Genomic DNA, 24,496 nt, shown 5'->3' with positions numbered 1-24,496 from the left:
AATTTTGTTATGAATATTTACAAAGGTGAATAAATGAATATTTTTTCTTTAATTGGACTAATAATATCGGCCGGTGTTCTCTTTGCTGGGCTAAGAATGTCTTCGAGTAACTTAGGCCTCTTCGTTGATGGGCCATCCCTCTTTATTGTTATAGGTGGAACTTTCGCTGCTACTTCCGTAGCTTTCCAACTAAATAAGATTGGTGCTCTTTTTAAAATTTTCCTTAAGCAATTTCTTGGTGGAAAAATGGTCAATTCGGCCGAAGTTATCAAAGAGATCATGCAAATATGTGAAGCTTACCGTTCAGGGGAAGCTGCAGAGAACCTACCAGGTAAAGCAAGTGATGAGTTCCTAAAGGAAGGACTTGAGTTAATCGCAGACGGATTCCTTCAAAAAGAAAAGATTATCGAAATTCTCGAACAACGTGCAGTTAATATGCATGCTATTCGTAGTGAAGATACAAGAAAGATTAAGACTCTTGGTAAATTCCCTCCGGCATTTGGAATGATGGGGACAACAATTGGGATGATCGTACTTCTTGCCAACCTTGGTGGAGCCGATGCCATGAAAATGATTGGGCCGGCCATGGGTGTATGTCTTATTACAACACTATATGGAGTAATCATTGCCAACTTAGGATTCATTCCAATCGCTGAGAACTTAGAAGATATCCAAATTCAAATGGAAACTAAGGACAATATCATCATCGAAGGAATTAAGCATATCCTAGACAAGTCTAACCCTGTTCTTGTGGCAGAAGAGCTAAACTCATTCCTTTTACCAACTGAAAGACTAGACTGGAAATCAGCGAGTTAATAATGGCAGTTAAGAAAAAAGTAGTAAAACAAGATAGCGGGGGCGGTGAAGGCGATTGGATGACATCATATGCAGATATGATGACCCTAATTGCATGTTTCTTCATTCTGATGATGGCCTTTGCTAATTACGATCCAGTGGGGTTTAACAAGAAAGCAAAGGACCTCTCAACTTCCTTTCAAAAGGACAAGTATAAAAGTTCAGAAACAGAATTATCAGAGCTAACAGAAGAAATATCAAAGCACCCTGAACTTGAAAAAAATAGTAAAATATCACTCGTTGATAATGAGCTAATTATTTCATTTTCAAGTAGTATCCTCTTCCCTGAAGGGAGTACTAAGTTAAGTAAGAGCAGTATTCAATCTCTTGATACAATGATTGATATTATCAGAACAAAGAACCCTAACTATCGTATTATGATTGAAGGACATACTGACTCTGATGAAAGAAGTATTGCTCCAGGGATCGAAGGCCCGTGGCAATTAGGAGCAGTTAGAGCTGCAAAAGTTCTTTCTCGCTTTGAGTACTTTGGTTTTCCTCCAACGACACTTGCTGCTACAACAAAGGGTGACTCTGAACCTCTTATTACGAAAGAAGAGCTAGAAAAGTTAAAAGAAAAAAATAAAAAGAAAGTTTTCTTTAACCCAAATAGAAGAGTTATTATTAAAGTTGTAGAACCTAAAGATCCAAAATCTAAAATCAAATTTGGATTCGGGATATATTTTAATGACAAGAAATAAGCTTAAAGACTTTATAAAATTTATCGTTGTATTTGTCGTATTCTTAGGAGTAACGATTCCAACTTATCTTTTTCTAGTTCCTTCAGTGGCACAAGAAAGAATAAATAAGATAGATTACGACAAGTGCATCCAACAAGATAAGCAGACAGAGTATCAGTCGTGCCTTAGACGCGATATCACACAAATTATCTCTGTTGCAAGGCCAATTGACGTTACTACAATTGAAGAGTTTATCTATTCTCTCTACGAGCGTGACTTAAAAAACAGCTCAACTAATGAAGAACAAAGTATCGCTGCTCTACTCTATCTTGAGAATATGGCTATTTACTTTAACAGTATGAGAGAAATTTCGATTGCTAGAAATAATATTACATTCCTGGATGTATTCTTTATTGGCAAGACACGAGAAGATCTTTCGAAACGCTATAAGGAATTTATGAGTACGATCGATGTCATGGACTTCAGGGCCCTACCGAGCGACATTACTTATCGAAAGGATATGGCCATGAATCTTCTTTCAAAATTTGAGAACAATTAGAACTCCATATTATTTGAACGCCACTCATCTGACTCAACAGCACCCTTTTGGTTAGTAAGTACTCTAGCGTTCACCGGCTTATTTCCTTTAAATTGAACAACATGACGTGTAGCACTTGCTGGTGCACGCGTCTTTAGACCAGCACTATCAACTTCGGCCATCATCTTACGTCCCATACGAGTGATCGTTTCAGTACTTGCTCTGTTGTGTGCATCGAGACGTTTTTGGTATTCATTTTCGATTTGTGCAAGTTGAGTCTTGTACTCTAGCTCAGACATCTTTAAGTTCTTAAGCTTATCAATTTCAAGGTTGGCCTTGGCGAGATCAACTTTGCTTTTTGCAATAATGGCATTCAATGAATCCACGTGGGCAACTTTACTTTTTAATGTTTCCTTTGAAATTTCTTGGATCTTCTTGTCTGCCATATATTTCATCGAATTCATCTGAAGATCTGCAATCTCTTTAGTTAAAGAAACATTCGCCTCTTTTAACTGAGCAACTTCAGATGACTTCTTATATTGTCCAACACCCATAAGAACTGCACAGAGTGCAAGTGCTACATTTGTAAGATTCAAAGAAGAGCTCCCCTTTTTGGCCTTCTTCTTATTCTTGCTAGCAACACGAACTTTCTTTGCTTTTCCGTTGCTGATGACATTTTTGTGAGTTGGTCTAAATTCTTGTAGTGTTTTCATATTCAAATTATAAAAGTTATCGGGATAGAAACGAAGAATTTCAGTAGTGAAGTTATAAAATCAGATACTTAGCTTAGAAGTGACTAAGATTTTAGCGACAGAATTCTGTGGCACGACACTTAAAATCCAGCGAAGCTCGCTGCAAATTGCTTTGCTAATGGATACAGAATTAAGTGCATGATAGTGATCACGGCCATTGAGGCAATCAAGAGCATGTAGGGAAACGAATTCGTTAACTCAACTTCTTCTACATTGGCCTTATCAGAATGGGCCAAATTGATATCGTGTCTCATTGTATTCTCCTTGCTAGCGCCTAGGAAGGGAGTTTCACCCTTTGTACTATTGTATCGCACAAATTCATTAAATAAAACCTAGTTAATGGATATACCTTCTAACATACTGTAATTACGTTTAAGAATTCAAGCACCTCACACTGAATTTCATAAAATTTAACCATTTATGATTTATTTGGTACTGTAGGTGGATTTTATAATGAATTAAATGACTTAAAGAACTTACTTAAGAACTCAAAAGGATATAGATATGAATGAGATGCAAAAAGAGATCGTTGAAGGACTAAAGCGTTTTCGCCTTGAAAAAATCGAGCCACATATGGAGCACGATGACTTTGAAGGTAAGTTTCGCATGGAAATCTTCAATGAGCTTGGAGAGCTTGGCTTCACAGGAATGACTGTTTCAGAAGAATATGGAGGTCTAAATCTTCCTGTTCAAGATTATAGTTATGCATTAGAAGAAATTGCAAAATCTTCAGTTGCTTATGCTGTGACAATCTCAGTTTCATCAATGGTTCAATCTATCCTCGATACATTTGGGAACGAAGAACAAAAGCAAAAATACCTTCCTGAATTAACTAGTGGTCAGGCAATTGGTGCTTTCGCACTTTCTGAATCAGGCGCTGGTTCAGATGCAGCAGGACTTAAAACGACTGCAAAGAAAGTTGATGGTGGATATATTCTAAATGGTTCAAAACTTTGGATCACTTCAGGTGGTATTGCTAAAACATATATCGTCATGGCAAGAACTGGTGGCGAAGGAGCAAAAGGTGTTTCTGCATTTATCGTAGAAGATGGAATGGAAGGATTCTCATACGGTAAAAAAGAAAGAAAGATGGGATGGAATATCTCACCTACTCGCGAACTTCTTTTTGAAAACTGCTTTGTTCCAGAGGCGAACCTTCTTCAAAAAGAAGGAGAAGGATTTAAAGTTGCAATGAGTGGCCTTGATAAGGGACGTATTGCCATTGGTTCAATCTCTGTAGGTTGTGCAACTCGTGCACTTGATGAAGCAATTAAATACTCACTAGAGAGACAACAATTTAAGCAACCAATCTTTGACTTCCAAGGACTGCAATTCATGATGGCCGATATGGCCTGTGATGTAGAGGCCGCAAGACTACTTGTTCAAGCTGCTGCTAAGTCAATTGATGATGGAGCCTCTAATCAAAAACTTGCTTCAATGGCAAAGATGCGTGCAAGTGATACAGCAATGAAAGTAACAACAGACGCTGTTCAAATTCTTGGTGGTGTTGGTTATACAAAAGAATATCCTGTTGAAAGATTTATGAGAGATGCAAAAGTTCTTCAAATTGTAGAAGGAACAAATCAAATTCAAAAAGTTGTCATTTCTCGCCTTCTTAAAAAGGAATACGGAGCCTAATGAAAATTTCAATTAACTCCTTTATTCAAGAACAAGACAAGTCAGAGCAAGTCTCAGTGGAAATTGAAAAATTTCAAACGAACCCTCGCTTTGAATTTGTGACAAAATTAAGTGAAGAATATTATCCACAACAATGTGTTGATATATTTAATAAATATAGTGACCGTCGTGACTTTATCCAAGTTGGTATTGGCGGAAGTGCACTTGGCCCAGAGATGCTTGTAAGCGCACTTAAAAAAGATATGAAACGCCGTTTTTATTTCTTTAATAATATTGATCCAGATGACACGAACCAATTATTAGAAAGTATTGATTTAAAAAATTCTCTAATCTATGTGGTTTCAAAGTCTGGAGGAACGGCAGAGACTCTTGCTTCATTTGCAATCCTTGCTAATGAATTGGCTAAGAGTGGAATTAAAGAAGAAGATTTTAAGAACTACTTTGTCTTTGCAAGTGACCCTGAAACCTCTCAACTGAGAGAGCTTGGAGATGAACTTGGTATTACAACACTAGATATTCCAACAAATATTGGTGGCCGTTTTAGTGTCCTGACTCCTGTAGGCCTTCTCCCTGCCCTTTTTGCAGGGATTGATATTCACGCTCTTTGTAAGAGCGGACTTGAATATGGGCATTCACTAAAAGAGTCACAAGAGTTTAAAGAAGTAACCAGCACTTTCTTAAATCATCAAGAGCAAGGCTACGATCAAACAGTCATCATGCCTTACTCGAGTAAGATGAAGAACTTTGCATATTGGTTCGTCCAACTATGGGCCGAGAGTCTTGGTAAGAAGAAAGAAGATGGTTCACGAATTGGAATGACTCCAATTCCTTCATATGGTGCAACTGATCAACATTCACAAATGCAGCTATTCATGGAAGGGCCACTTAATAAAGTGATGCTACTTATCCATGTTAAAGAGTTCGAAAACGATTTTAGATTAAGTAATTCATTCAATCATCCGAAATTACAAAAACTCGGAAAGTACACACTGAAGAACTTAATGGACTCGGAATTCTATGGAACTCAGAAAGCTTTAGAAGAACAAAAAGTTCCACATATTACTTTTGAAATAGAAAAGCTAAACGAACAAGGTTTGGCCAAGTTGATTGTATTCTTCGAGTACTTGACAGCTATCACAGGTTATTGCCTAAATATTGATCCTTTTAACCAACCTGGAGTTGAGGCCGGAAAAATATATAGCTTTGAATGGCTCGATAACCTATGAGAAATACTCGATTTAGACAGATAGAAATGTTTTCCAATCTTGATTAAAATCGGGGCGCTAGTTAAAATCTACAGGGAAAACAATCTATTATAAAGTACTGAAAGGACGAATATGAGTGATGACGCTACTCTAGTATTAACTGACATTAAAGCTGCCCTAGCATCAGCGAATAAAGAAGCCGAAGATAAGCCTGCGGCCCTTCTTGTTGTTGGTGGTGATTTAAACGGTACTCTTTTCGATTTAAAAGAAGAAGAGATTACAGTTGGTCGAAGTGCAAAGTGTGATATTCCACTTGAATTTAATGGAATCTCAAGAGAGCACTTTAAACTAGTTTCATCAGCAGATGGATATCAGGTAGTTGATCTTGGTTCTAGAAATGGAACTTTCTTAAATAACAGTAAAGTTGAGGCCCCTACTGAATTACAAAAAGGTGACATCATTAAGATGGGTGCAATGGCACTAAAATACCTTCCAAAAGGTGATCCAGAAAGACTTACATATGATAAGCTTCAACTAGAAGCTAATACTGATGGACTAACTGCTTGCTACAACAAGTCTTTCTTCAATAAGAAACTTGATATTGAAGTAAAGAAGTCAAAAGTAACAGGTACTCCACTTTCTCTTATTGTTTTCGATCTAGATCACTTTAAGAAACTTAATGATAATTACGGACATGATGCTGGTGACTACGTTTTAAAAGAACTAGCAGAAGTTATCCGTTCAAATGGAATTAGAGAAACAGATATCTTTGCTCGCTACGGTGGAGAAGAATTTGTTGTCCTACTTCCAAAGACAAATATTAAACAATCATACGAAATCGCTGAGCGCCTAAGAAAGGCCGTTGAGACTCACGATTTCATTTACGACGATAATAAGTTACCGGTAACTGCATCGATTGGTGTTTCAGACTACAGACAGGGAGTTAGTAGTGGGACAGACCTATTTAAAAGGGCCGACTCTGCAGTATACAAGTCCAAGGAAGGTGGAAGAAACCAGGTTAATTTCTATCGCGACTAGTTCGTACAATGGAAATATCAGAAAATACACAAAATAGAATTAACCTTCTTCCCGAACACTTAATTGATCAAATCAAGGCCGGTGAGGTTGTTGAACGCCCGGCCAATGTTCTTAAAGAATTACTAGAAAATTCAATTGATGCAAACTCAACTAAAGTTCGAGTTACTATTATCAATGCAGGACTTGACCTCATTGCAATTGAAGACAATGGCGACGGAATGTTCTTTGACGAACTCCCCTACGCCTTCTGCCGTCACGCAACTTCTAAAATAAATAATTTTGAAGATATTTATCGCCTCAATACTTTTGGCTTCCGTGGAGAAGCTCTAGCTTCCATCTCTTCGGTTGCACGTATCTCTTGCCACTCTGCCCCTCGCTCTAATCCAGAAGAAGGTGCAAAGTATGTCATTCACGGTGCGCGAACAGTTGAGCATTCAAAGTATTCAACACATAAGTGTGGGACTTCGACTTATGTCAAAGACCTCTTCTTCAATACGCCAGTTCGTTTAAAATTTGTGAAGTCCGGTCAAAGTGAGAAGAATGCACTTAAACGTGTTATCAATTCTTTCTTAATTAATTACCCACAAGTTGAATTCTCTATCACTTGGGATGATCAAGACCCAGATATTTACCGAGCTCAAGAACATACAGTTAATCGTGTTGGTGAAATTTTTAAGAAGAAGTCTCGTAAAAATAGACCTGAGATACTTCAGTCCTATGGTGAGTATCTTGGTTCAAGTTGTCAGTTCTATATTTCAAAAGATGCCTCTAAAGGTTATAGCGGTAAGCAACAGTTTCTCTTTGTAAACAACCGCCTTTTTACTGATAAGAAGATCCATCAAATTATTATTCGAAATATGGAAAAGTTTTGGCCTCAGGGCCTAACAGGTGACTACATCATGCAATTTAAGGTTCCCGAAAATGAAATTGATGTAAACGTTCACCCTAATAAAACCATTATTAAATTTTTAAAGAGTAATGAGATTTTCTCTCTAACGAGTGCAACAGCAAAGAAACTCATTTCAGAGAATCAAGATCATATTACAGAAAATCACTCATTGGAGATGAATGAGGAAGAAGCGAATTTTAATTCTCTTTCAAGTGCCCTCTTCAACCAAGGTGCAGATAATATCGTTGCCGACAATTTTGGTGGTGGATTGAATCTTCAAAGATTTCAAAATGAACTCAATCAATCAACGGACTTTCATGGCCAGAGTTCTCTGTTTGGAGAAAATGCTAGTGGCCAACAAAGTGAGCTTACGATTTCGGCCTTAGGAGAGAATGTCTTTCTCTTTAATCACGTTGAAAGAGGTCCATACTTCGTGGATGCACAGGTCTTCTTAGACGAAGCTTGTGAACAAATTGATATTGATAATATGACTCCTCTGTTAATTTCTGAGCCTATCTCAAAAGATATCTCAGATATGGAAAATCTTGCGCAATATATGACAATGGGAATTGAGATCGAGCGTCTTGATGGACACACATGTGTTCTAAGATCTGTCTCTCATGTATTTGAAGACCTTCCTTACGCAAAGATTGCGACTAATATTATTAACGGAAGTGAACTGCTTGAAGATTTAGAGCTTCAAGTGAATGAGGTCAGAAAACTCCTTTCATTTACTTCATTCTACGATCTTGTTGAGAAGAAAATTGCAAAGAAAATCTCACCAAAGAAATTGAGAAAATTATTAAAATGACAAAGAAATTGATTCTTATATTAGGGCCTACGGCCTCCGGAAAGACAGGCATTAGCATTGAGCTTGCCAAGCGAATTGGTTTGGAAAAATGTCACGTTATCAATTTCGATAGTGTCCTCTTTTATAATGAATTAAATATTGGAAGTGCTAAACCTGACGAGAAAGAAATGGACGGTGTTACCCATCACCTCGTTAGTATCTCCCCTATTACGAATGAACTTAATGCATCCGATTTTGTGGAGCTAGCAAAGAATAAAATCAATGAGCTACATGCAAGAGGAATTATTCCTATTCTTGTTGGAGGAAGTGCCTTCTACCTTAGAAGTTTAATTCGTGGCATGTACGAGTCGGAATCAACAGATGAGGCCATTCAACAAGAGGCCCGTGCGCTCTATGAGAAAGAAGGTATGGAGCCAATTGTCGACTACCTTAAGACTCACGATCCTGAATCTCTTGAGAACCTTCATGAGAACGACCACTATCGTCGCACTCGTGCCTACGAGTATCACCGCATGACGGGCAAGAAGATCTCTGAGCAAAAGAAGCAGGCCGATGACCAAGGAGCCTATGACTTTTCAACAAATATTCACGGTTGGGAAACTCTAAATATCTGCCTTGATTTACCAAAAGAAGAACATTGGGAAATTATTTTAAAACGCACAAAGCAGATGCTCTCTCAAGGTTTATTAGATGAAGTCAAAGAGATCATGGGAGATAGTAAGCATCATGCTGAACTTAAGGCCTTAAAGACCATTGGCTACAAAGAAAGCATCCAATTCTTAAATGGTGAGATCACATCTGAAGAGGAATTAATCGAGAAGATTTATTTTGCAACTCGCCGACTTGCGAAGTCTCAAAAAACCTTCCTAAAGAAAGTGACTCCTTTATCTCGCTTTCACCCATTAAGTCAGCGAAATGACATCTATAACCTTGTCGAAGACTTCATTCTTGAATAAAGTAGATTAAAGAATTAAATCGAGGCTAAATTTTGAAAAAGATGAAAATAATTATTATTTCTGATGGAACAGGTTCAACAGCAAAAGCGATTAGTCGCGCGGCCATGACACAATTCCCAGAAAGCGAAGTCTTCTATACAGGTTTTAAAAATGTTCGCACAAAGGAACAAATTAAATCAATTTTTGACGAAGCAGCTATTCATCACGACCTCGTAATTTATACAATCGTTTCAGCAGAACTTAGAGAATATACAAAAGAAATCTCAATGCAAAAGCATGTGCGCTCCCTTGATCTAATGGGGCCAGTTTTAACGACTTTCTCTAATTACTTTCATCAAGAACCTAAGAGTGAGCCAGGTCTTCTACACGCTGTGAACTCAGAATACTTTGACCGTGTTGCGGCCATGGAGTTTACGCTTAACCACGATGATGGAAGGAATGTTGAAACTCTCCACCTAGCAGATGTTATTCTTGTGGGGATTTCTCGTACATCAAAAACACCTCTTTCAGTGTACCTATCTCAACACGGAATCAAGGTTGTAAATATCCCTATTATCAATGGACAAGATCTTCCAAAAGAACTCTTTGAAATAGACCAAAGAAAAATCTTTGCCCTAACGATTGACCCTGAAGCACTTTATTCAATTCGTAAAAACCGTTTAAATAAACTTGGCGCAACTGAGCACACAGGTGATTATGCGGACACGAATAAAGTAATCGAGGAACTCGAATGGGCCAATGAGATCTTTGGCAAGAATAAGAGATGGCCGGTATTTGATGTTACTGACCGCGCCCTAGAAGAGACGGCCACAGATATCATGAAACTGCTTCAAATGAGAAAGAATAATATTTTCAAGCAGTTAATGAGTGAGTCTGACGAATAAATTCCATGATAATTAGTTAAATTTCAAATTTTATAGGAAATTTACTTAACTTAATACCCAATCGTTCCGATTAACTAAATAACATTATCAATTTAGTAACTACGGGGTTCGTTGTGTCTAAGGTCTTATTTTCTGGAAAAATCAAAGTTAAAGGTGCTGGAGCTGATGTAGTTTATAAATTCGATACTCAAGAGCCTACCTTTGATGAAGTGATGATGAATAATTTTTCTCACCTTAATTTTTCAGAGAATGAAAAAAGAGTTCTGACTGCTAAAAACAGAAAAGACATCTTCAAGTTTGAAAACTTAAATACAAAAGAAATCGAAAGATATTCAAATGACCTTCTCTCTCTTATTAAAAGAGTTAAAAGCGATAGAATCCAAATTGAAACATCAAATGCCGGTGCCTTTATTTGCTTGGCCCTTATTTATTCAGGTAAGATTCCTTCTCACCTCGATGTTCACTTCAAGCTTCATGGAGCACCATTAAGATTATTTCCGAGAAGTTTAGCAAAGAATAAAATTCCAAGACACAATATTTCAATTTCACTTTGTAACACTGATAGCTGGGTTCAAGAATTTCGCTCTCTTCAAAAGAAACCAAAGTTCATTGAACTAAGTCATATTTCTCCTCAAGCAGACCTCGATCTGGTTGGTTAAGAGTTCATTTCATTGACATTTTGCGCCACCTCTTCAATCATTTAAGAAGTGAAGAAAATAATTTTTGCCATTCTTTTAACGCTTTCAAGTTTTGCCGAGTATCCGTACTTCAAATTTGATTCATCAAAACTAAAGCTAAGTGATTATAGCTATCGTCGCTATGTACGTCCGCAGCTTCGTTCAATCAAGAATGACTTCTACTATATCGTAAAAAGAATCACCTACACATCTCAAGACTTTATCAACTTAAGAGAGAACACATTAAAACTCGTTCTTCAATTTGATGGTGCATATAGTGATTGCAAGAAAAATCAAAAGACCTGCTATCAACACATAAAGGAAGTCATTCCGCTTATTCAAGCAATTGAGCGAAATATCAAAAAGCTACGAGAAGACTTTATTTCTCTACCAAGTAAGCAGTACGGAAATGTTGATGATTATATCAACCTTATCTCTCTTCTTGATAATATCGATAACCTCAACCTAAGGATTCAGTCTTATATTCAACTTCTTCACCTTACAGAGGGTACTAATTTCTCGACTTCTACTCCTCATATTGAAAAGTATAAGAATTACGTTGGTAAGATGTATAACTATTCAAATGATGCCTTCATCTACATTATTCCAAATGAGTTAAAGCCATCTTTTGAACAATTTCTTGATAACTTCCTCTCACCTCTGGAATTAAAGATGATTCCAGAACTCGATAGACGCTGGTTTATCGATCGCCTTGGTGATCTCAATATGCAATGGAATGTTTTTCACATGGACCTAGAAAAGGGCCAAACAGGATTTCCAAGAGAGTATGTTCGTAACGTTAAGGTTATGCACGCTCGTTGGAATAGTATTTTAAAATTGATGTTTTACTAGCCTACATATAAGAAAAGGCTCCTTACGGAGCCTCTCTTTATATAAGAAATTTAAATCAAATTAGATTTTAGAACCTCTACTGTACTTCGTCTGAGTTTTCTTTCTTCTCTTCTCAGCCGCTTGTAGCTTTTCTTTATTTCTAATAGAAGGCTTCTTATACTCTTGTCTCTTTCTGTATTCTCTAATAACACCGAAAGCTTCGCAGTATCTCTTGAATTTCTTAAGAGCTCTTTCCGCACTTAATCTTTCATCGATCTCGATTTTGATTGAGTAATCTTTAGACATAACATTCACCTCCTTCTATTTTTTTTTCTCAACGCCTTTAACGACGCATTTGCGAGATTTATTAGCACGTTACTACATGCAAATTTTGTCTAGCTTTAATTGGTATGTTAAATTACACGACGGCCCCACAGTGTGTCAATGGCCAATAACGAATAGGTAATATATGCAACAAGGCTTATTTAACGCAAAAGACAACAAAGTTACTCCCCTGGCCCATCAGGTTAGACCTGAGAATAGACAGGATTATGAAGGCTTTGACGCGCTTGCTAGGCGCTTTCCCTTTCTTAGAGGTGAAAGTATTCCTTCTCTTATTATCTGGGGACCTCCAGGAAGTGGAAAGACGACTCTGGCAAAGGTCTTAGGTAATGAAATTCATGCAAATTTCTATGAATTCAGCGCCGTTTTATCAGGTGTTGCAGACCTAAAGAAGCTTATTCAAAAGGCCCAGGAAGAGGCCCGCGACTTCCAAAGAAAGTCCATTATCTTTATTGATGAAATACACCGCTTTAATAAGGCCCAACAAGATGCTCTACTTCCTCACGTTGAGCAAGGTAGTTTTATTCTAATTGGTGCAACAACTGAAAATCCACGTCGCTCAGTGAATCGAGCTCTTCTGTCGCGCATGAAGATCATTGAGCTTAAGTCATTTACAACAGATAAGATTCGCTCACTTATAAAGAGAACGATCAGTAAGCTTGAAAAGGATCTATCGCAAGAGTATCTCGAACTTATTTGCGACTACGCAAATGGTGATGCAAGAATCGCTCTTGGTAGTTTAGAAGTTATCTTCTCTCTTCTTGAGCAAGAAGACGAAATTGATTTTGAAACTGTTAAAAATATCATCAAAGAGAACTCTCGTAATTTTGATGCTGGTGGAGATCGTCACTATGATGTGATTTCTGCCTTTATTAAAAGTATGCGCGGAAGTGACCCTAACTCGGCCATTCTTTGGTTAGCTGTTATGCTTGATGGTGGCGAGGACCCTGTCTTTATTGCCAGACGACTTGTTATCTTTGCCAGTGAAGATGTTGGTAATGCTGATCTAAATGCACTGACAGTAGCAACGAATGCCCTTCATGTTGTGCAAAATATTGGAATGCCTGAAGCAAGAATCACACTCGCTCAAGCGACGACTTATCTTGCCAGTACAGTTAAGAGTAATGCTGCTTATAATGCTATAAACGAGGCCCTAGCCTACGTTGAAAACTCACAGACGATTGAGGTTCCTGAGCATTTAAAGAATTTTCCAGATAAGTTTCACAAGGTAAAGTATCAGTACCCGCATAGTTTTGAGGGCTCATTTGTAAGACAGCAATATGCTCCAAAAGGAACACCAAAATTCTATCAACCTAAAGAGATAGGTGTTGAGAATAATATTAAAAAGCGCTTATCAGAATTATGGGGTGATTAATCCCAACGAGAATAAACAACAAAAGCGTCTGTTTGTAGATCTTTTGTCACAAAGAAGAATCCCATATTCGATTCAACATAGCAGCTCATTGAATAGTCTTGTCCAGGAACAAGCTCTACACAACGGCTCTTAGCACGCCCTGATGGTGTTTTAGAGAAGTTAATTGTGTTATGACTATTACATCCATTAAGCTCAAGAGTCGTTCTAATGATAGCAATTGCTTCATCTAGAGGTCTTCCCTCGAAATCAATATCTGCATCAACCTCATCTGTATTAACTTTAAAGGCACGGCTATCGACATTAAGATCATATGTTAGCTTCTTAATACAATTAAGAGTTGTCTTAGTGTAAGCAAATGCACTTGAAGATATAAGCAATGATGCAAGTAAGATGTATTTCATATTAAGTTAGCCTAATAGTGTTGTTATTTTCTTTGGTGACTTATACAAAAACGCACTAAATAAATCCAGATTTTTCGGAACTTTTGTCAAAGTTTCATTAAGAGCAATGCGTCTAATAGCTGAAAATAGATTCTGTGTCAGATTTTATTAGAAAAACTTAAGATTCCTATTAGCCAATTTAATAATTATGTCATATAAAAGTTTCACACACACAAACACCAAAGGGGATTTGATGAAAATCGCAATCGTTCTATCAACACTACTTTTCGCTCTTACGAGTAATGCTGCAGAATTAGACAACTACTACCCAAAAGAAACAAAAGATGTTCTTTCTAGAGGTGGAGAAGAACTAAAGAGTTACCTTTTTGAAGTTCTAAACTCAACTCACCAAAAGACAAACTCTCAAGACGTACTTGGTTGCGACTCTAAAAACAAAGGTCGTTGTTATGGCCAAAGAAGCCTTGGATACAAAGGTGCTAGAAAAGTTCTTTTCGGAAAAATCCACTTAAAAGAAGATGATAAAGGTTACTACATTAAAGATGTATACTGCCAAAAGACACTAAGAAGATACCAAACTCGTTCAATGGGTCCAGGGCAAATCCCTAACTCAAACGTTCTTAACTGTGAGCACACTTGGCCACAATCTAAATTTACTGGTCGTTTTGATAAAGGACTTCAAAAGTCTGACCTACACCACCTATACCCAACTGATTCAAAAGCAAACTCTGTAAGAGGTAACTACGAATTTGATAATGTAGATGGTTTCCCAGTAGATTACGAAGATTGTACAGCTTCTCAAACTCAAGGTAACGGTGCTTTCGAGCCACCAGCAGATCACAAAGGAAATGTTGCAAGAGCACTTTTCTACTTCTCTGTAAGATACGATATCTCAATCTCAAGCAACCAAGAAAGAGTTCTTAGAGAGTGGGACAAGCTTGATCCAGTTGATGCTGAAGAAAGAGAAAGAAACGAAATTATCTATTCTGTACAAAATAACAGAAACCCATTTATTGATATCGCTAACCTAGCTGATAAGATCAATAACTTCTAATAATTGACTAATCCATTTCAGTACTAATATTGGCCTTCTGTTAAGAAGGCCTTTCTATTTGATTTTTTATTTTGCAAAACCTTTTATCTTTGAGATGCTTTTATGTACAGGAACATTATCAAGGATTAGATTTTGAAATTAAGACTCTTAGTAGTGGCATTATTGGCCCTAACGACCACTGCCGGATATTATCCGGAATCATTTAAAGCAGATATCGCAAATGATCTCTTAAAGAATGAAAACCTAAGAACAGAACTACAGAAAATTACCAGCCAAAATCACACAAAAAATTCATACTCTCAGGCCAAGCGCTACCTATTTAATGAATTACATTTAAGATACGATGAAAGTGACCAACCTTATGTAAAAGGCGTTTACTGTAATAAAGTATTCAACGAAAGAACTCCAAATATTGGACCGATTGGTAATGGAAGAATTCCTAACCACCAAATTGTAAACTGTGAGCACACTTGGCCTCAGTCGAAATTTACAGGTGGTTTTAGCTCAAAGCTACAAAAGGGTGATTTACACCACCTCTTCCCAACTGACTCTAAAGCAAATAGCGTACGTAGCTCAAATGACTTTGGTGATATTAAAAGTGGAAAGAGTGCGACAAGAGATTGCTTTGCTTCTCACTCAGATGGACACTACTTTGAGCCACCTACAGAGCACAAAGGTAACGTTGCTCGTGCAATGTTCTATTTTGCGACACGCTATGGAGCAAAGATTAATAGTAGAATGGAAAGCTACCTAAGAAGATGGCATGCGGAAGATCCAGTAGATAGCGAAGAGATCGAACGCAATGATAAAATCGAGAGGATTCAAGGAAATAGAAATCCTTTTATCGACTTTCCTGAGCTAGTTTCAGATATCAAAGACTTCTAATATATTTTCAACTTTTTGGCGGCCTTGTAAATTGAGGCCGTCAATAAATACCGTCGTCACCGCAGCATTCGCTAAAGTCACAAGCAAACCTAAAAATACTAAAAACTTAATCATAGGAACCTCCTATTTGGCTTCTTAATATATTTTAAACACTTAATTAAAGTTCTCACAAATTCTAATTGATTAAGATTTCATGAAGATAGAATTTTAAAGAAAATAGGAGTATAAAAAACTATGTTTCAAATAATTCGAAAATTACTTAGTCAGAAGGGATTCAACGCTAAAGCAAAGCAGGCCTTTTCAAATTACTACCGTTTTGCAAAAGAATCACAATCATATCTAACATACTGTAAAGAAATGCATGGAATTGACTGTTTCATGCAAAATAACCTTTCAAAGAAGCAATTCTCGGCCCTAACATCCCACTTTAAGCCTCATCAGAAAGTTCTCGATATTGGCTGTGGTACAGGTCAGTTAACATCTTACTTTGCCAAAAAGTACAAGCTAAAGGCCAAGGGATTTGATTTAGTTGAAAGTGATCATGAGTATAAAGAAGCAAATTATGAAACAACATGGCTGGGAGAAAACGAGTTTGACCTTGTGATCTCACTAGATGGCTTCTATATGCTAAATGACCTTTATCGCACTCTAAATAAGGTTATGGACAGCCTAAAGCCAAAGGGAAGATTCATCCTCACCTATACTTCTGAGAGGCCATTTCACAAGACTCGACTTGGTAAGGCCTTAGCTAATAAGTATAAGGATAAATTTGAAGTTCAGGATTTCACTCAAGATGATCTTATTTTTAATAATAAGGCCAAGGAGCTGCTAGAAAAGCTGGCCCCTGATTTTATCGCTGAAGGAAATTCAAACCTATATCGTACTAAGTTCAACGAGATTAATAAGAATGTTGAGTCACACAAGGCCAAGAAGATGTATCGAAGCCTTGTTACTATTTATAAGTAGTTAGAAATTTAGTTTGTTGGCCAACTGTTTTCTTTGTTAAGCTTTTGTGAACTTGTTTTACTTCAATATCGATGAAATCTATAGTTCATAGTTATGAAGAAGCTAGTACTGATATCCTTTGCCCTTATCCTAACCTTTAAAACTTTTGCTGCTGAAGTCTCAGGTATTGCCGTTTCTAGTCACGTTAATGAGTTCTCAGTTGTGGACTCAAAATATGCGAGGGAAATCTTTCTAGGCCTACCTGTTAAGAATACCTATGCCGATCTCGTCCATGGCCTTGTCTTTCGCTACCACAAGTATTTCTTTTGTGTTCGAGAACCAAGTCATAAATTTCATTGTCACCTTTACTTGAATGGTCTCGGAAGCGGACAATTGTCTGCCTTTGACAAGGATACGGATTTTGGAAAAGGCACTATTAGTGAATTTCTTGGAACCTCAAAGGCCAATGGAAAATCAACTATTAGCTACGATAATAATACCTTAAGAATCAAATTTGATTCCCATCTAGCGAAACGCTTCTGGGATAAGCTCGATCTTATCGCCGAGAGCTATCACACAATTGGAAATAAAAAATACGAGGTAAGAAAAGGAAAGCACCTTAATTGCTACGTTGAAAAGAATGAGAAAAAAGATATCTACCAATGCCAATTTAACGTTACGATCAAGACAAATAGGCCAAAGATTGAAATTGATAAAGAGTTGAATTAGAACGAAATAGGAATTAAAAAAGGCTACCATCGGTAGCCTTTCTTATTATGAAAATTTAAAACTTCTTAGAATAATTGTGCCCAATCAGTAGTCTGAAGAGTGTTGATTACGTGTCTAAGGAATTTAGAACCAATCTCACCATCAATTAGTCTGTGGTCATATGTATGAGTTGCATACATCATCTGACGAATTGCGATTGCATCATCTTCAGTAACAATTGGACGCTTCTTCATTGTACCAACACAGAAGATACCAAGTTGTGGTTGAAGGATAACTGGAGTTGCTGCAAGAATTCCAAATGATCCGTTATTTGTGAAAGTATAAGTTCCACCTGACATATCATCCATTGTAAGCTTCTTAGCTCTTGCCTTTTGAACAAGCTCATCAAGCTTTCTTGCCATACCTCTAATATTTAAGTTATCAGCACCTTTGATTACTGGAACCACTAGACCATTACCAGGAACAGCTACAGCACATCCAAGGTTGATATCTTTCTTCATATGAATCTCATCTCCAACAATTGAAGAGTTAACCATTGGGAACTCTTTAAGTGCTTGAACAAGAGCATAAAGAATAAAGTGAGTATAAGTTAGAGAGAAACCTTCTTCTTTTTTGAATTGGTTCTTAAACCCTTCTCTAAACTTAAATAGGTTCGTCATATCAACTTCATCAATTGAATTAACGTGTGGTGAAGTCATTTTAGAAGCGATCATATTCTTAGCAATCGCTTTTCTCATATTATCCATTTTGATAACTTCAACACGTCCGCTTGTTGCAGATGGAACTGAAGCTGCTGCAGGAGCAGGTGCTGCTTTTGGAGCCGGAGCTGCCGCTGGCGCAGGTGCCGCTGCTGGAGCTGAAGTTGTTGCAGCAGGAGCTGCCCCTCTATTATTTAGGTAGTTCATGAAGTCAGCTTTGTTAACACGTCCGCCTGCTCCACTACCTTTAAGGTGTGCTAATTCATTAACATCAACTCCGTGCTTTTGAGCAAGAGTTCTAACAAGTGGTGTGTAGAAACGACGTCCTGCTGGAACTGAAGCTGCTGCTACAGGAGCTGCTGCAACTGCCGCTGGTGCTGCCGCTGCTGGAGCGCTTGCTACTGCTGCTGTCGTAGTCGCTGCTGCACCAAATGCTTTAGAAGTATCTGTTTCGATAGCTGCGATTTTAATCCCAACATCAATTGTCTCACCTTCTTCAAAAAGAATTTGTTCAACACGACCTGCATATGGTGATGGAATTTCTGATTCAACTTTATCAGTCGAGATCTCAAGAAGAATTTCATCGATTTCAATCATATCACCTGGCTGCTTGTGCCACTTAGTAATTGTACCGTTAGTGATTGACTCTCCCATTTGTGGCATAACAACATCTTCAAGAGTATCTGAAGAAGAAGCTACTGCTGCAGGAGCTGGTGCTGCCTCAGGAGTTGGAGGAAGTGTTTCAGCAGCAGGTGCCGCTGGAGCTGCCGATACAGCTGCGTTTGCATCATCATCGATTGCTGCGATTTTTACACCAACATCAATAGTCTCACCTTCTTCAAAAAGAATCTCAACGATCTTTCCAGAGAATGGCGATGGAATTTCTGATTCAACTTTATCAGTCGAGATCTCTAGTAGGATCTCATCGATTTCAATCGTGTCACCAACTTGCTTGTGCCACTTTGTAATCGTTCCGTTTGTAATAGACTCACCCATTTGTGGCATTACGATATCATTTTTCATATTCAGTCCTTATATATAAATTAAAAGTTTATTGATCTACCTTTAGCGTTTAACACAGACTCAGCTAGGAATTCACCTAAAGTTGGGTGTGGGTGAATTGTTGCGAACATTTCTTCATCAACACCTTCCATTTGTCTGAACAGTACATACTCGTGAATAAGTTCAGTTGCATGAGTACCGACAATATGTGCACCAAGCATTTCTCCATCTTCACCCATAAGAGTTTTAACAAACCCTTCTGTTTCGTTAGATGCCATGGCCTTACCATTTGCAGTAAATGGAACCTTACCAACTGAGTATTTAATACCTTGCTCTTTAAGAGCTCTTTCTGTGTAACCAACAGATGCAACTTGTGGCTGACAGTAAGTACAACCAGCAACATTCATCTTATCTAGTGGGTGTGGATGAAGACCTGCAATTGCTTCTGCTGCAATAATACCTTCGTGAGAAGCTGCGTGCGCTAGAAGTGGTGGCCCAGCAAGGTCACCAATTGCGTAAATATTAGGTACATTTGTTTGGTAAGTATTATTTACGGCAACAAATCCACGATCTGTTTGAACACCAACAGTCTCAAGCCCGATACCGTCGATATTTCCTGTCATACCAACAGCGATTAGACCCATATCAAACTTATGCTCAACAGTCTTTCCACCTTTTACTTCAGTGATTGTTACGTCATTACCATTGTTCTTAGCTGAAACTTTTTCAACACCAAGAGACATTTTAATCCCGTATTTCTTATATGCTTTTTCTACAACTTTAGATGACTCTTCATCTTCAATTGGAAGTAAGTGCTTTTGAAGTTCAAAGATATGAACATCAACACCAAACGCATTCCAGAAGTAAGCAAACTCAACACCAATTGCACCTGCTCCGATGATCCCAATTGACTTTGGAAGCTCTTCCATTTTAATCGCTTCCCAAGCACCAATTAGTCTCTTCCCATCATGCTCAAGTCCAGGGAATGAGCGGTAGTGAGCACCAGTTGCAAGGATGATATTTGTTCCTTCAATTGTTTCAGTGTGACCACGAGATGAAGTAACTTCAACTTGTGTATTTGTGCGAAGTTTTCCGTATCCTTCAAAAACTTCAATTTTATTTTTCTTCATTAGGTAAGCAACACCACCAGAAATCTTAGCAGAGATTCCCTTTGCACGCTTAACTGCTTGGCCACCGTTTAAACCTTTAAGTTCAACATCAATACCAAGATCTTTCATATCAGCAAGCTCGTGTACACTGTGAGCTGCTTTAAGAACCGCTTTAGTTGGAATACATCCACGGTTAAGACAAACACCGCCAAGCTCTTTACTTTCTACGATAGCAGTCTTCTTTCCAAGTTGGGCTGCACGAATAGCGGCGACATATCCACCAGGCCCAGAACCAATAACAATAACATCAAATTTCTTCATAAAAATATTTCCTCAAACTATTGACCATAAGGCCCATAATCAGTAATAAAAGTTAAGATTTAAGGTTCTTCAACGTACTAAAATTATTTAAAATTGGCATGACACGTTGCTACGATTCGTTAATATTTACAAATCGTTGTAACTGCCCTCTATAAGCCAACTTAAAGGGATTATCATTAATTTTACACAGAGCGAAATTAAAAATATCAATAAGTATTTCCCAGAAGGCCTTATAGCACTCGATCTAGAGACCTCTGGACTCTCCCCTTTAGTTGACGAAATCATTGAAATTGCGGCTATTAAAGTCATCGGGAACAAAATCGAAACTTTTGAAACCCTTGTAAAACCTAAAAATCCAATTCCAGAATTCACAACAAAAATCCATGGTATCACTGATGAGATGGTTAAAGACTCTCCTTCAATTGAAGAGGTCTTACCAAAATTTCTTGAGTTCTGTGGAACTCACACTCTCGTGGCCCATAATGCAAAATTTGATATAGGCTTTATCGTCTTTGCCATGCATCAACTTAAGATGGAATTACATAAAGCTAAAGTTTATTGCTCATGCAAGCTTTCTCGTAAATATGTCAAAGGAAGCGAGAACCATAAACTAAGTTCATTGTGTAAACATTTTGATATTCCACTTGAGAACCACCATCGTGCACTAGACGACACAGTCGCGTGTCTGCGAGTTTTTGCTAAAACTCTCGATGAAGTAAAGTCGAATCGTCAGCTCAAAGAAGGTGAAATCTTAAATATTCAAGATTTCAGAAAGGCCAATATTGCAGAAGCTCCTGAAACGATTCAAAAACTTCAGCAACATATTGCTAAACAAGAAGTGATTGATATCAAGTATAAGGGTGGAACTTACAAAGGTAAGTTTAGACCAATAAAACCTGTTGCCTTACTTCCCATGCCAGCGGGAGATGTTCTCTACGCTCACTGCCTACTTACAGATATCTACAAGTCTTTTGCCATTAAAAAGATTCAAGAAATCCGTGAGCATGTTGAAAATGACTCAAAGTAGTTATATAAAGACGCCATGTTAGCAGGAAAATCAATCTCATATAAAATCCAATTTGTAGTGATCTTCATCATTCACATCGCCTTACTCTATTGGATTTACTGGTTACTTCAAAACACAGGTGTTCTTTCAACGGTTAGTGTAATGCTTCACTTTACAGGAATTGCACTTTACGGTGCCCTACTTATTCGTGGTTGTGCAGCTTGGGCCAAATGGCATCATTTAAACGACATTAAGAAGTACGAAGAAGCACAAAGAAATCAAGAAGATCAAGATCAAAAATGAGAAAAGGACTTCGCAGCACAGATGAAGTCAATGCTCGCTTTGGTCTTAATTTAGAACCATCTCGTTACGAAGTATTTATTCCAGATCATATAAATGAAATCATTCAGAAAGAAGGTCTAGACGGCATCCACGCCAAACAATTTCTTCCTTCGCATGAAGAGGACTCTGATACAGGGCTTGAAGACCCTATCGGTGACCAAGAAAAGTATGTCGCTCCTCAACTTATTCATCGCTACGATAATCGCGCCCTCTTTACACCGACGACAATTTGTCCGGTAATTTGCCGCTACTGTTTTAGAAAGAACGAATTAAGTGACAAGCATGAAATCTTTAAGGCCGACTTTGAAAAAGTTATGACTTACCTTAAGGCCCATCCAGAAATTAATGAAGTCATCTTCTCTGGAGGTGATCCATTCATGCTTGCAGCTTCAAAGATCGATTTCTACTTAAGTGAGTTTAGTAAATTAGAGCATATTAAATTCATTCGCTTTCATACGAGAACTCCGGCCTCTCTTCCAAATTATATTGGTAATGAAGTGATTGAAGTTCTAAACAATTACAAAAAAGTTTTTAACGATATCAATATTGTTATTCACATTAATCACGCAGATGAAATCACAAGTGATGTACGTGATTGTCTTGCAAGACTTGGAAGCAATTTTTCTCTGCTTTCACAATCAGTACTGTTAAAAGGCGTAAATGATAGTGTAGATGATTTAGTAAAACTGATTTATGCACTACATGAACTTGGGGTGAGACCTTACTATCTCCACCACCCTGATCAGGCAAAGGGTGCCATGCACTTTTATCTCTCACAAGAAGCAGGCCGTGAGATTTACCGCAAGCTACGCCGCCAAATTCCAGGCTGGTTACTGCCTCAGTATATTCTTGATTCACCAGATGGCTCTGGAAAGCGCAACTTATAACTTAAATAGAGTTTTAATTAACTTAGAGTTTTTTTAAAATTCGCAATATGGCAAAATTAAAAAGAACTCTCAATACATTTCAAGTTTCTTTGTATGGTATTGGTACAATTTTAGGAGCAGGAATTTATTCGCTAATTGGAAAGATTACTGCAACCTCGGGAGTCCTGGCCCCAGTTTCATTTATAATCTCTGCACTCATCGCTTCTTTAACAGCAGTATCATACTCACAACTAGTAAAGCTCCATCCAAAAAGTGCAGGAGAAGCAGAGTACGTTTACCAAGGGTTTAAAAACCTGAGTCTATCAAATATCGTCGGCTGGTTAGTGGCCTTTACTGGCGTTGTTAGTGCATCGACATTAACTAAGGCATTTATTGGTTATTTCAAAGTAATTATAAACCTCCCCGATTCTCTCATTGCCGCCCTTGTCATTCTAATAATCACCCTTCTCGCCATCAAAGGAATCAAGGAATCAATCAATCTAGTTATTGTCTTTACTCTTATCGAAGTTACTGGACTTATTTTAGTTTGCTTAGTGGCATGGCCTGAGCTTGTTGAAAATGACTTCATGATTCCAGTAATGCTAGAAAGTCTTTCTTGGAATCAATCTCAGTCAATCGTTACTGGAGCTTTTATTGCATTCTATGCCTTTATTGGTTTTGAAGACATGGTAAACCTTGCTGAAGAAACGACCGTTGCAGGAGTCACTATTAGTCGCTCCATATATATTGCATTATTCACTTCAACAATTCTCTACATCTTGGTGGCCGTTGTTGCAATCTCAAGTATTCCCTTAAATAAATTAAACACTAGCTCTGCTCCAATCAAAGATATGTATGTTCATCATGGAGGCAATCCCCTCGTTATTAGTCTGATAGGAGTTTTTGCGATATTCAACGGGATTATGGCCCAAGTGATTATGGGTTCTCGAATACTCTATGGCCTTCGCCACCCCTATAAGTGGATGAGCTTTCTATCTGTGGTTAATGAAAGAACAAAAACTCCTATCTATGCAACACTTGTCATCGCTGTCGTCATCACCTTACTCATAAGTTTTTTTGAATTAAAGTCGCTGGCCATGGCCACAAGCTTTATCATTCTAATAGTCTTCACTTTTGTTAATACTTCTCTCATTTTCATTCGAATAAAGAATAAACAGGTCAAAATTAAATATCTTTGGAGTCCGATTTTGGCCGTCGTAGTAAATATATTATTTCTTATTAGTTAATTGTACGGGGGTAATTTGATTGTAAAATTAAGTATTTAAACTTTTTCTTAGATTTTTTTATTCCATAAGTATTGACAACTTTTTCTCTCAGCAATATATTTCTTCTCACTCAAATAAGCGCGTGTAACTCAGTTGGTAGAGTGTCACCTTGCCATGGTGGATGTCGCAAGTTCGAATCTTGTCACGCGCTCCATTCTTTAATTCAAATTAAGATCCTATATATTTATCGAAGATACGCAGCGCTAACGCTTGCTAATCTTGCTGAATGCTTGCGCATTCAGTATCACGCGCTCCATTCTTTAATTCAAATTAAGATCCTATATATTTATCGAAGATACGCAGAGCTAACGCTTGCTAATCTTGCTGAATGCTTGCGCATTCAGTATCACGCGCTCCATTCTTTAATTCAAATTAAGATCCTAT

General features: G+C 37.7%; 27 protein-coding genes and 1 tRNA gene. 21 read left to right on the top strand and 7 right to left on the bottom strand.

Annotated features, from left to right (window positions below):
- The first annotated feature begins 33 nt into the window (after window positions 1-33).
- The 3 genes from ABMA79_RS00870 to ABMA79_RS00860 are packed head-to-tail and all read left to right on the top strand — an operon-like array spanning window position 34 to window position 2,094.
- Window positions 34-816, top strand: coding sequence for a motility protein A (locus ABMA79_RS00870; RefSeq protein ID WP_392857269.1), 783 nt, complete (start codon window positions 34-36; stop codon window positions 814-816).
- Between the two features lie 2 nt (window positions 817-818).
- Window positions 819-1,556: a flagellar motor protein MotB gene (locus tag ABMA79_RS00865; protein ID WP_393089485.1), complete on the top strand. Its 738-nt coding sequence runs from the start codon at window positions 819-821 to the stop codon at window positions 1,554-1,556.
- Window positions 1,543-2,094, top strand: a complete 552-nt coding sequence (locus tag ABMA79_RS00860; protein ID WP_392857273.1) for a hypothetical protein — start codon at window positions 1,543-1,545, stop codon at window positions 2,092-2,094. The genes ABMA79_RS00865 and ABMA79_RS00860 overlap by 14 nt, the downstream gene beginning before the upstream one ends.
- On the opposite strand, the gene ABMA79_RS00855 is transcribed toward ABMA79_RS00860, so the two are convergent.
- Together ABMA79_RS00855 and ABMA79_RS00850 are read right to left on the bottom strand one after the other, a co-directional pair.
- The gene (locus ABMA79_RS00855; protein WP_393056573.1) at window positions 2,091-2,786 is read right to left on the bottom strand and encodes a hypothetical protein; all 696 of its coding nucleotides are present in this window, start codon (window positions 2,784-2,786) and stop codon (window positions 2,091-2,093) included. The two genes, ABMA79_RS00860 and ABMA79_RS00855, sit on opposite strands and share 4 nt — an antisense overlap.
- 119 nt (window positions 2,787-2,905) lie before the next feature.
- Window positions 2,906-3,079: a hypothetical protein gene (locus tag ABMA79_RS00850; protein ID WP_021266092.1), complete on the bottom strand. Its 174-nt coding sequence runs from the start codon at window positions 3,077-3,079 to the stop codon at window positions 2,906-2,908.
- A 250-nt stretch (window positions 3,080-3,329) separates the two neighbouring features.
- Here ABMA79_RS00850 and ABMA79_RS00845 point away from each other — a divergent pair, with 250 nt between their 5' ends.
- The 8 genes from ABMA79_RS00845 to ABMA79_RS00810 all read left to right on the top strand — a co-directional run bounded on the left by ABMA79_RS00845 (window position 3,330) and on the right by ABMA79_RS00810 (window position 11,775).
- Window positions 3,330-4,463 (top strand): acyl-CoA dehydrogenase family protein, encoded by a 1,134-nt coding sequence (locus ABMA79_RS00845; protein ID WP_392857276.1) that lies wholly within the window; start codon window positions 3,330-3,332, stop codon window positions 4,461-4,463.
- A complete protein-coding gene (locus ABMA79_RS00840) occupies window positions 4,463-5,689 on the top strand; it encodes a hypothetical protein (protein WP_393089482.1) in 1,227 nt (408 codons plus the stop codon). The genes ABMA79_RS00845 and ABMA79_RS00840 overlap by 1 nt, the downstream gene beginning before the upstream one ends.
- A 111-nt stretch (window positions 5,690-5,800) precedes the next feature.
- Window positions 5,801-6,706: a diguanylate cyclase gene (locus ABMA79_RS00835; protein ID WP_392857279.1), complete on the top strand. Its 906-nt coding sequence runs from the start codon at window positions 5,801-5,803 to the stop codon at window positions 6,704-6,706.
- A gap of 8 nt (window positions 6,707-6,714) precedes the next feature.
- Window positions 6,715-8,406 carry a DNA mismatch repair endonuclease MutL gene (gene mutL, locus ABMA79_RS00830; RefSeq protein WP_393089479.1) on the top strand — a complete coding sequence of 564 codons (1,692 nt, stop codon included), beginning with the start codon at window positions 6,715-6,717 and terminating at the stop codon, window positions 8,404-8,406.
- Complete coding sequence (gene miaA / locus ABMA79_RS00825) at window positions 8,403-9,362, top strand: tRNA (adenosine(37)-N6)-dimethylallyltransferase MiaA (RefSeq protein ID WP_393089476.1); 960 nt, start codon at window positions 8,403-8,405, stop codon at window positions 9,360-9,362. The genes mutL and miaA overlap by 4 nt, the downstream gene beginning before the upstream one ends.
- Window positions 9,363-9,403: 41 nt before the next feature.
- Window positions 9,404-10,246 carry a pyruvate, water dikinase regulatory protein gene (locus ABMA79_RS00820; protein WP_040314013.1) on the top strand — a complete coding sequence of 281 codons (843 nt, stop codon included), beginning with the start codon at window positions 9,404-9,406 and terminating at the stop codon, window positions 10,244-10,246.
- A 113-nt stretch (window positions 10,247-10,359) separates the two neighbouring features.
- On the top strand, window positions 10,360-10,905 hold the full coding sequence (locus tag ABMA79_RS00815) for a hypothetical protein (protein ID WP_393089474.1): 546 nt from the start codon (window positions 10,360-10,362) through the stop codon (window positions 10,903-10,905).
- A gap of 48 nt (window positions 10,906-10,953) precedes the next feature.
- Window positions 10,954-11,775, top strand: a complete 822-nt coding sequence (locus ABMA79_RS00810; RefSeq protein WP_393089471.1) for a hypothetical protein — start codon at window positions 10,954-10,956, stop codon at window positions 11,773-11,775.
- Between the two features lie 60 nt (window positions 11,776-11,835).
- On the opposite strand, the gene rpsU is transcribed toward ABMA79_RS00810, so the two are convergent.
- On the bottom strand, window positions 11,836-12,060 hold the full coding sequence (gene rpsU / locus ABMA79_RS00805; RefSeq protein ID WP_021266202.1) for a 30S ribosomal protein S21: 225 nt from the start codon (window positions 12,058-12,060) through the stop codon (window positions 11,836-11,838).
- 163 nt (window positions 12,061-12,223) lie between these two features.
- Here rpsU and ABMA79_RS00800 point away from each other — a divergent pair, with 163 nt between their 5' ends.
- Complete coding sequence (locus tag ABMA79_RS00800) at window positions 12,224-13,471, top strand: replication-associated recombination protein A (RefSeq protein WP_393089468.1); 1,248 nt, start codon at window positions 12,224-12,226, stop codon at window positions 13,469-13,471.
- Here ABMA79_RS00800 and ABMA79_RS00795 read toward each other — a convergent pair.
- Window positions 13,468-13,872 carry a hypothetical protein gene (locus tag ABMA79_RS00795; RefSeq protein WP_392857291.1) on the bottom strand — a complete coding sequence of 135 codons (405 nt, stop codon included), beginning with the start codon at window positions 13,870-13,872 and terminating at the stop codon, window positions 13,468-13,470. The two genes, ABMA79_RS00800 and ABMA79_RS00795, sit on opposite strands and share 4 nt — an antisense overlap.
- Window positions 13,873-14,104: 232 nt before the next feature.
- Between ABMA79_RS00795 and ABMA79_RS00790 the strand changes: the two genes are divergently transcribed.
- Together ABMA79_RS00790 and ABMA79_RS00785 are read left to right on the top strand one after the other, a co-directional pair.
- On the top strand, window positions 14,105-14,923 hold the full coding sequence (locus ABMA79_RS00790; protein ID WP_392857293.1) for an endonuclease I family protein: 819 nt from the start codon (window positions 14,105-14,107) through the stop codon (window positions 14,921-14,923).
- Between the two features lie 132 nt (window positions 14,924-15,055).
- Window positions 15,056-15,808, top strand: coding sequence for an endonuclease I family protein (locus ABMA79_RS00785; protein ID WP_393089465.1), 753 nt, complete (start codon window positions 15,056-15,058; stop codon window positions 15,806-15,808).
- Here ABMA79_RS00785 and ABMA79_RS00780 read toward each other — a convergent pair.
- A complete protein-coding gene (locus ABMA79_RS00780; protein WP_021265781.1) occupies window positions 15,788-15,922 on the bottom strand; it encodes a hypothetical protein in 135 nt (44 codons plus the stop codon). The genes ABMA79_RS00785 and ABMA79_RS00780 overlap by 21 nt on opposite strands.
- 120 nt (window positions 15,923-16,042) lie before the next feature.
- Here ABMA79_RS00780 and ABMA79_RS00775 point away from each other — a divergent pair, with 120 nt between their 5' ends.
- Window positions 16,043-16,774, top strand: coding sequence for an SAM-dependent methyltransferase (locus tag ABMA79_RS00775; RefSeq protein WP_393056591.1), 732 nt, complete (start codon window positions 16,043-16,045; stop codon window positions 16,772-16,774).
- A gap of 93 nt (window positions 16,775-16,867) precedes the next feature.
- On the top strand, window positions 16,868-17,482 hold the full coding sequence (locus ABMA79_RS00770; protein ID WP_393089462.1) for a hypothetical protein: 615 nt from the start codon (window positions 16,868-16,870) through the stop codon (window positions 17,480-17,482).
- A gap of 65 nt (window positions 17,483-17,547) precedes the next feature.
- On the opposite strand, the gene sucB is transcribed toward ABMA79_RS00770, so the two are convergent.
- Both sucB and lpdA read right to left on the bottom strand, forming a co-directional pair.
- Window positions 17,548-19,203 carry a 2-oxoglutarate dehydrogenase, E2 component, dihydrolipoamide succinyltransferase gene (gene sucB, locus ABMA79_RS00765; protein ID WP_393056595.1) on the bottom strand — a complete coding sequence of 552 codons (1,656 nt, stop codon included), beginning with the start codon at window positions 19,201-19,203 and terminating at the stop codon, window positions 17,548-17,550.
- A 20-nt stretch (window positions 19,204-19,223) separates the two neighbouring features.
- Entirely contained in the window at window positions 19,224-20,612 is a 1,389-nt protein-coding gene (lpdA, locus tag ABMA79_RS00760; RefSeq protein WP_392857307.1) for a dihydrolipoyl dehydrogenase, read from the bottom strand.
- Window positions 20,613-20,754: 142 nt separating this feature from the next.
- Here lpdA and ABMA79_RS00755 point away from each other — a divergent pair, with 142 nt between their 5' ends.
- The 5 genes from ABMA79_RS00755 to ABMA79_RS00735 all read left to right on the top strand — a co-directional run bounded on the left by ABMA79_RS00755 (window position 20,755) and on the right by ABMA79_RS00735 (window position 24,266).
- Window positions 20,755-21,639 carry an exonuclease domain-containing protein gene (locus ABMA79_RS00755; protein WP_392990050.1) on the top strand — a complete coding sequence of 295 codons (885 nt, stop codon included), beginning with the start codon at window positions 20,755-20,757 and terminating at the stop codon, window positions 21,637-21,639.
- Window positions 21,640-21,654: 15 nt separating this feature from the next.
- Window positions 21,655-21,921, top strand: coding sequence for a hypothetical protein (locus ABMA79_RS00750; protein ID WP_393056596.1), 267 nt, complete (start codon window positions 21,655-21,657; stop codon window positions 21,919-21,921).
- On the top strand, window positions 21,918-22,847 hold the full coding sequence (locus ABMA79_RS00745) for a KamA family radical SAM protein (protein ID WP_393089460.1): 930 nt from the start codon (window positions 21,918-21,920) through the stop codon (window positions 22,845-22,847). The genes ABMA79_RS00750 and ABMA79_RS00745 overlap by 4 nt, the downstream gene beginning before the upstream one ends.
- A gap of 47 nt (window positions 22,848-22,894) precedes the next feature.
- Window positions 22,895-24,073: an APC family permease gene (locus ABMA79_RS00740; protein ID WP_393089457.1), complete on the top strand. Its 1,179-nt coding sequence runs from the start codon at window positions 22,895-22,897 to the stop codon at window positions 24,071-24,073.
- A gap of 117 nt (window positions 24,074-24,190) precedes the next feature.
- Window positions 24,191-24,266, top strand: a tRNA-Gly gene (locus tag ABMA79_RS00735).
- Window positions 24,267-24,496 lie beyond the last annotated feature (230 nt).

Origin of the sequence: Halobacteriovorax sp. HFRX-2_2 (genome assembly GCF_043196705.1) — a bacterium.
In the GTDB taxonomy this organism is placed as follows: domain Bacteria; phylum Bdellovibrionota; class Bacteriovoracia; order Bacteriovoracales; family Bacteriovoracaceae; genus Halobacteriovorax_A.
This window is presented reverse-complemented; position numbering and strand designations above follow the sequence as displayed.

What these genes read in the sequence shown, in the direction of transcription:
- ABMA79_RS00870 (WP_392857269.1), top strand. Translation starts at nt 34, where the DNA reads ATGAATATTTTTTCTTTAATTGGACTAATAATATCGGCCGGTGTTCTC.
- ABMA79_RS00865 (WP_393089485.1), top strand. Translation starts at nt 819, where the DNA reads ATGGCAGTTAAGAAAAAAGTAGTAAAACAAGATAGCGGGGGCGGTGAA.
- ABMA79_RS00860 (WP_392857273.1), top strand. Translation starts at nt 1,543, where the DNA reads ATGACAAGAAATAAGCTTAAAGACTTTATAAAATTTATCGTTGTATTT.
- ABMA79_RS00855 (WP_393056573.1), bottom strand. Translation starts at nt 2,786, where the DNA reads ATGAAAACACTACAAGAATTTAGACCAACTCACAAAAATGTCATCAGC.
- ABMA79_RS00850 (WP_021266092.1), bottom strand. Translation starts at nt 3,079, where the DNA reads ATGAGACACGATATCAATTTGGCCCATTCTGATAAGGCCAATGTAGAA.
- ABMA79_RS00845 (WP_392857276.1), top strand. Translation starts at nt 3,330, where the DNA reads ATGAATGAGATGCAAAAAGAGATCGTTGAAGGACTAAAGCGTTTTCGC.
- ABMA79_RS00840 (WP_393089482.1), top strand. Translation starts at nt 4,463, where the DNA reads ATGAAAATTTCAATTAACTCCTTTATTCAAGAACAAGACAAGTCAGAG.
- ABMA79_RS00835 (WP_392857279.1), top strand. Translation starts at nt 5,801, where the DNA reads ATGAGTGATGACGCTACTCTAGTATTAACTGACATTAAAGCTGCCCTA.
- mutL (WP_393089479.1), top strand. Translation starts at nt 6,715, where the DNA reads ATGGAAATATCAGAAAATACACAAAATAGAATTAACCTTCTTCCCGAA.
- miaA (WP_393089476.1), top strand. Translation starts at nt 8,403, where the DNA reads ATGACAAAGAAATTGATTCTTATATTAGGGCCTACGGCCTCCGGAAAG.
- ABMA79_RS00820 (WP_040314013.1), top strand. Translation starts at nt 9,404, where the DNA reads ATGAAAATAATTATTATTTCTGATGGAACAGGTTCAACAGCAAAAGCG.
- rpsU (WP_021266202.1), bottom strand. Translation starts at nt 12,060, where the DNA reads ATGTCTAAAGATTACTCAATCAAAATCGAGATCGATGAAAGATTAAGT.
- ABMA79_RS00800 (WP_393089468.1), top strand. Translation starts at nt 12,224, where the DNA reads ATGCAACAAGGCTTATTTAACGCAAAAGACAACAAAGTTACTCCCCTG.
- ABMA79_RS00795 (WP_392857291.1), bottom strand. Translation starts at nt 13,872, where the DNA reads ATGAAATACATCTTACTTGCATCATTGCTTATATCTTCAAGTGCATTT.
- ABMA79_RS00790 (WP_392857293.1), top strand. Translation starts at nt 14,105, where the DNA reads ATGAAAATCGCAATCGTTCTATCAACACTACTTTTCGCTCTTACGAGT.
- ABMA79_RS00780 (WP_021265781.1), bottom strand. Translation starts at nt 15,922, where the DNA reads ATGATTAAGTTTTTAGTATTTTTAGGTTTGCTTGTGACTTTAGCGAAT.
- ABMA79_RS00775 (WP_393056591.1), top strand. Translation starts at nt 16,043, where the DNA reads ATGTTTCAAATAATTCGAAAATTACTTAGTCAGAAGGGATTCAACGCT.
- ABMA79_RS00770 (WP_393089462.1), top strand. Translation starts at nt 16,868, where the DNA reads ATGAAGAAGCTAGTACTGATATCCTTTGCCCTTATCCTAACCTTTAAA.
- sucB (WP_393056595.1), bottom strand. Translation starts at nt 19,203, where the DNA reads ATGAAAAATGATATCGTAATGCCACAAATGGGTGAGTCTATTACAAAC.
- lpdA (WP_392857307.1), bottom strand. Translation starts at nt 20,612, where the DNA reads ATGAAGAAATTTGATGTTATTGTTATTGGTTCTGGGCCTGGTGGATAT.
- ABMA79_RS00750 (WP_393056596.1), top strand. Translation starts at nt 21,655, where the DNA reads ATGTTAGCAGGAAAATCAATCTCATATAAAATCCAATTTGTAGTGATC.
- ABMA79_RS00745 (WP_393089460.1), top strand. Translation starts at nt 21,918, where the DNA reads ATGAGAAAAGGACTTCGCAGCACAGATGAAGTCAATGCTCGCTTTGGT.
- ABMA79_RS00740 (WP_393089457.1), top strand. Translation starts at nt 22,895, where the DNA reads ATGGCAAAATTAAAAAGAACTCTCAATACATTTCAAGTTTCTTTGTAT.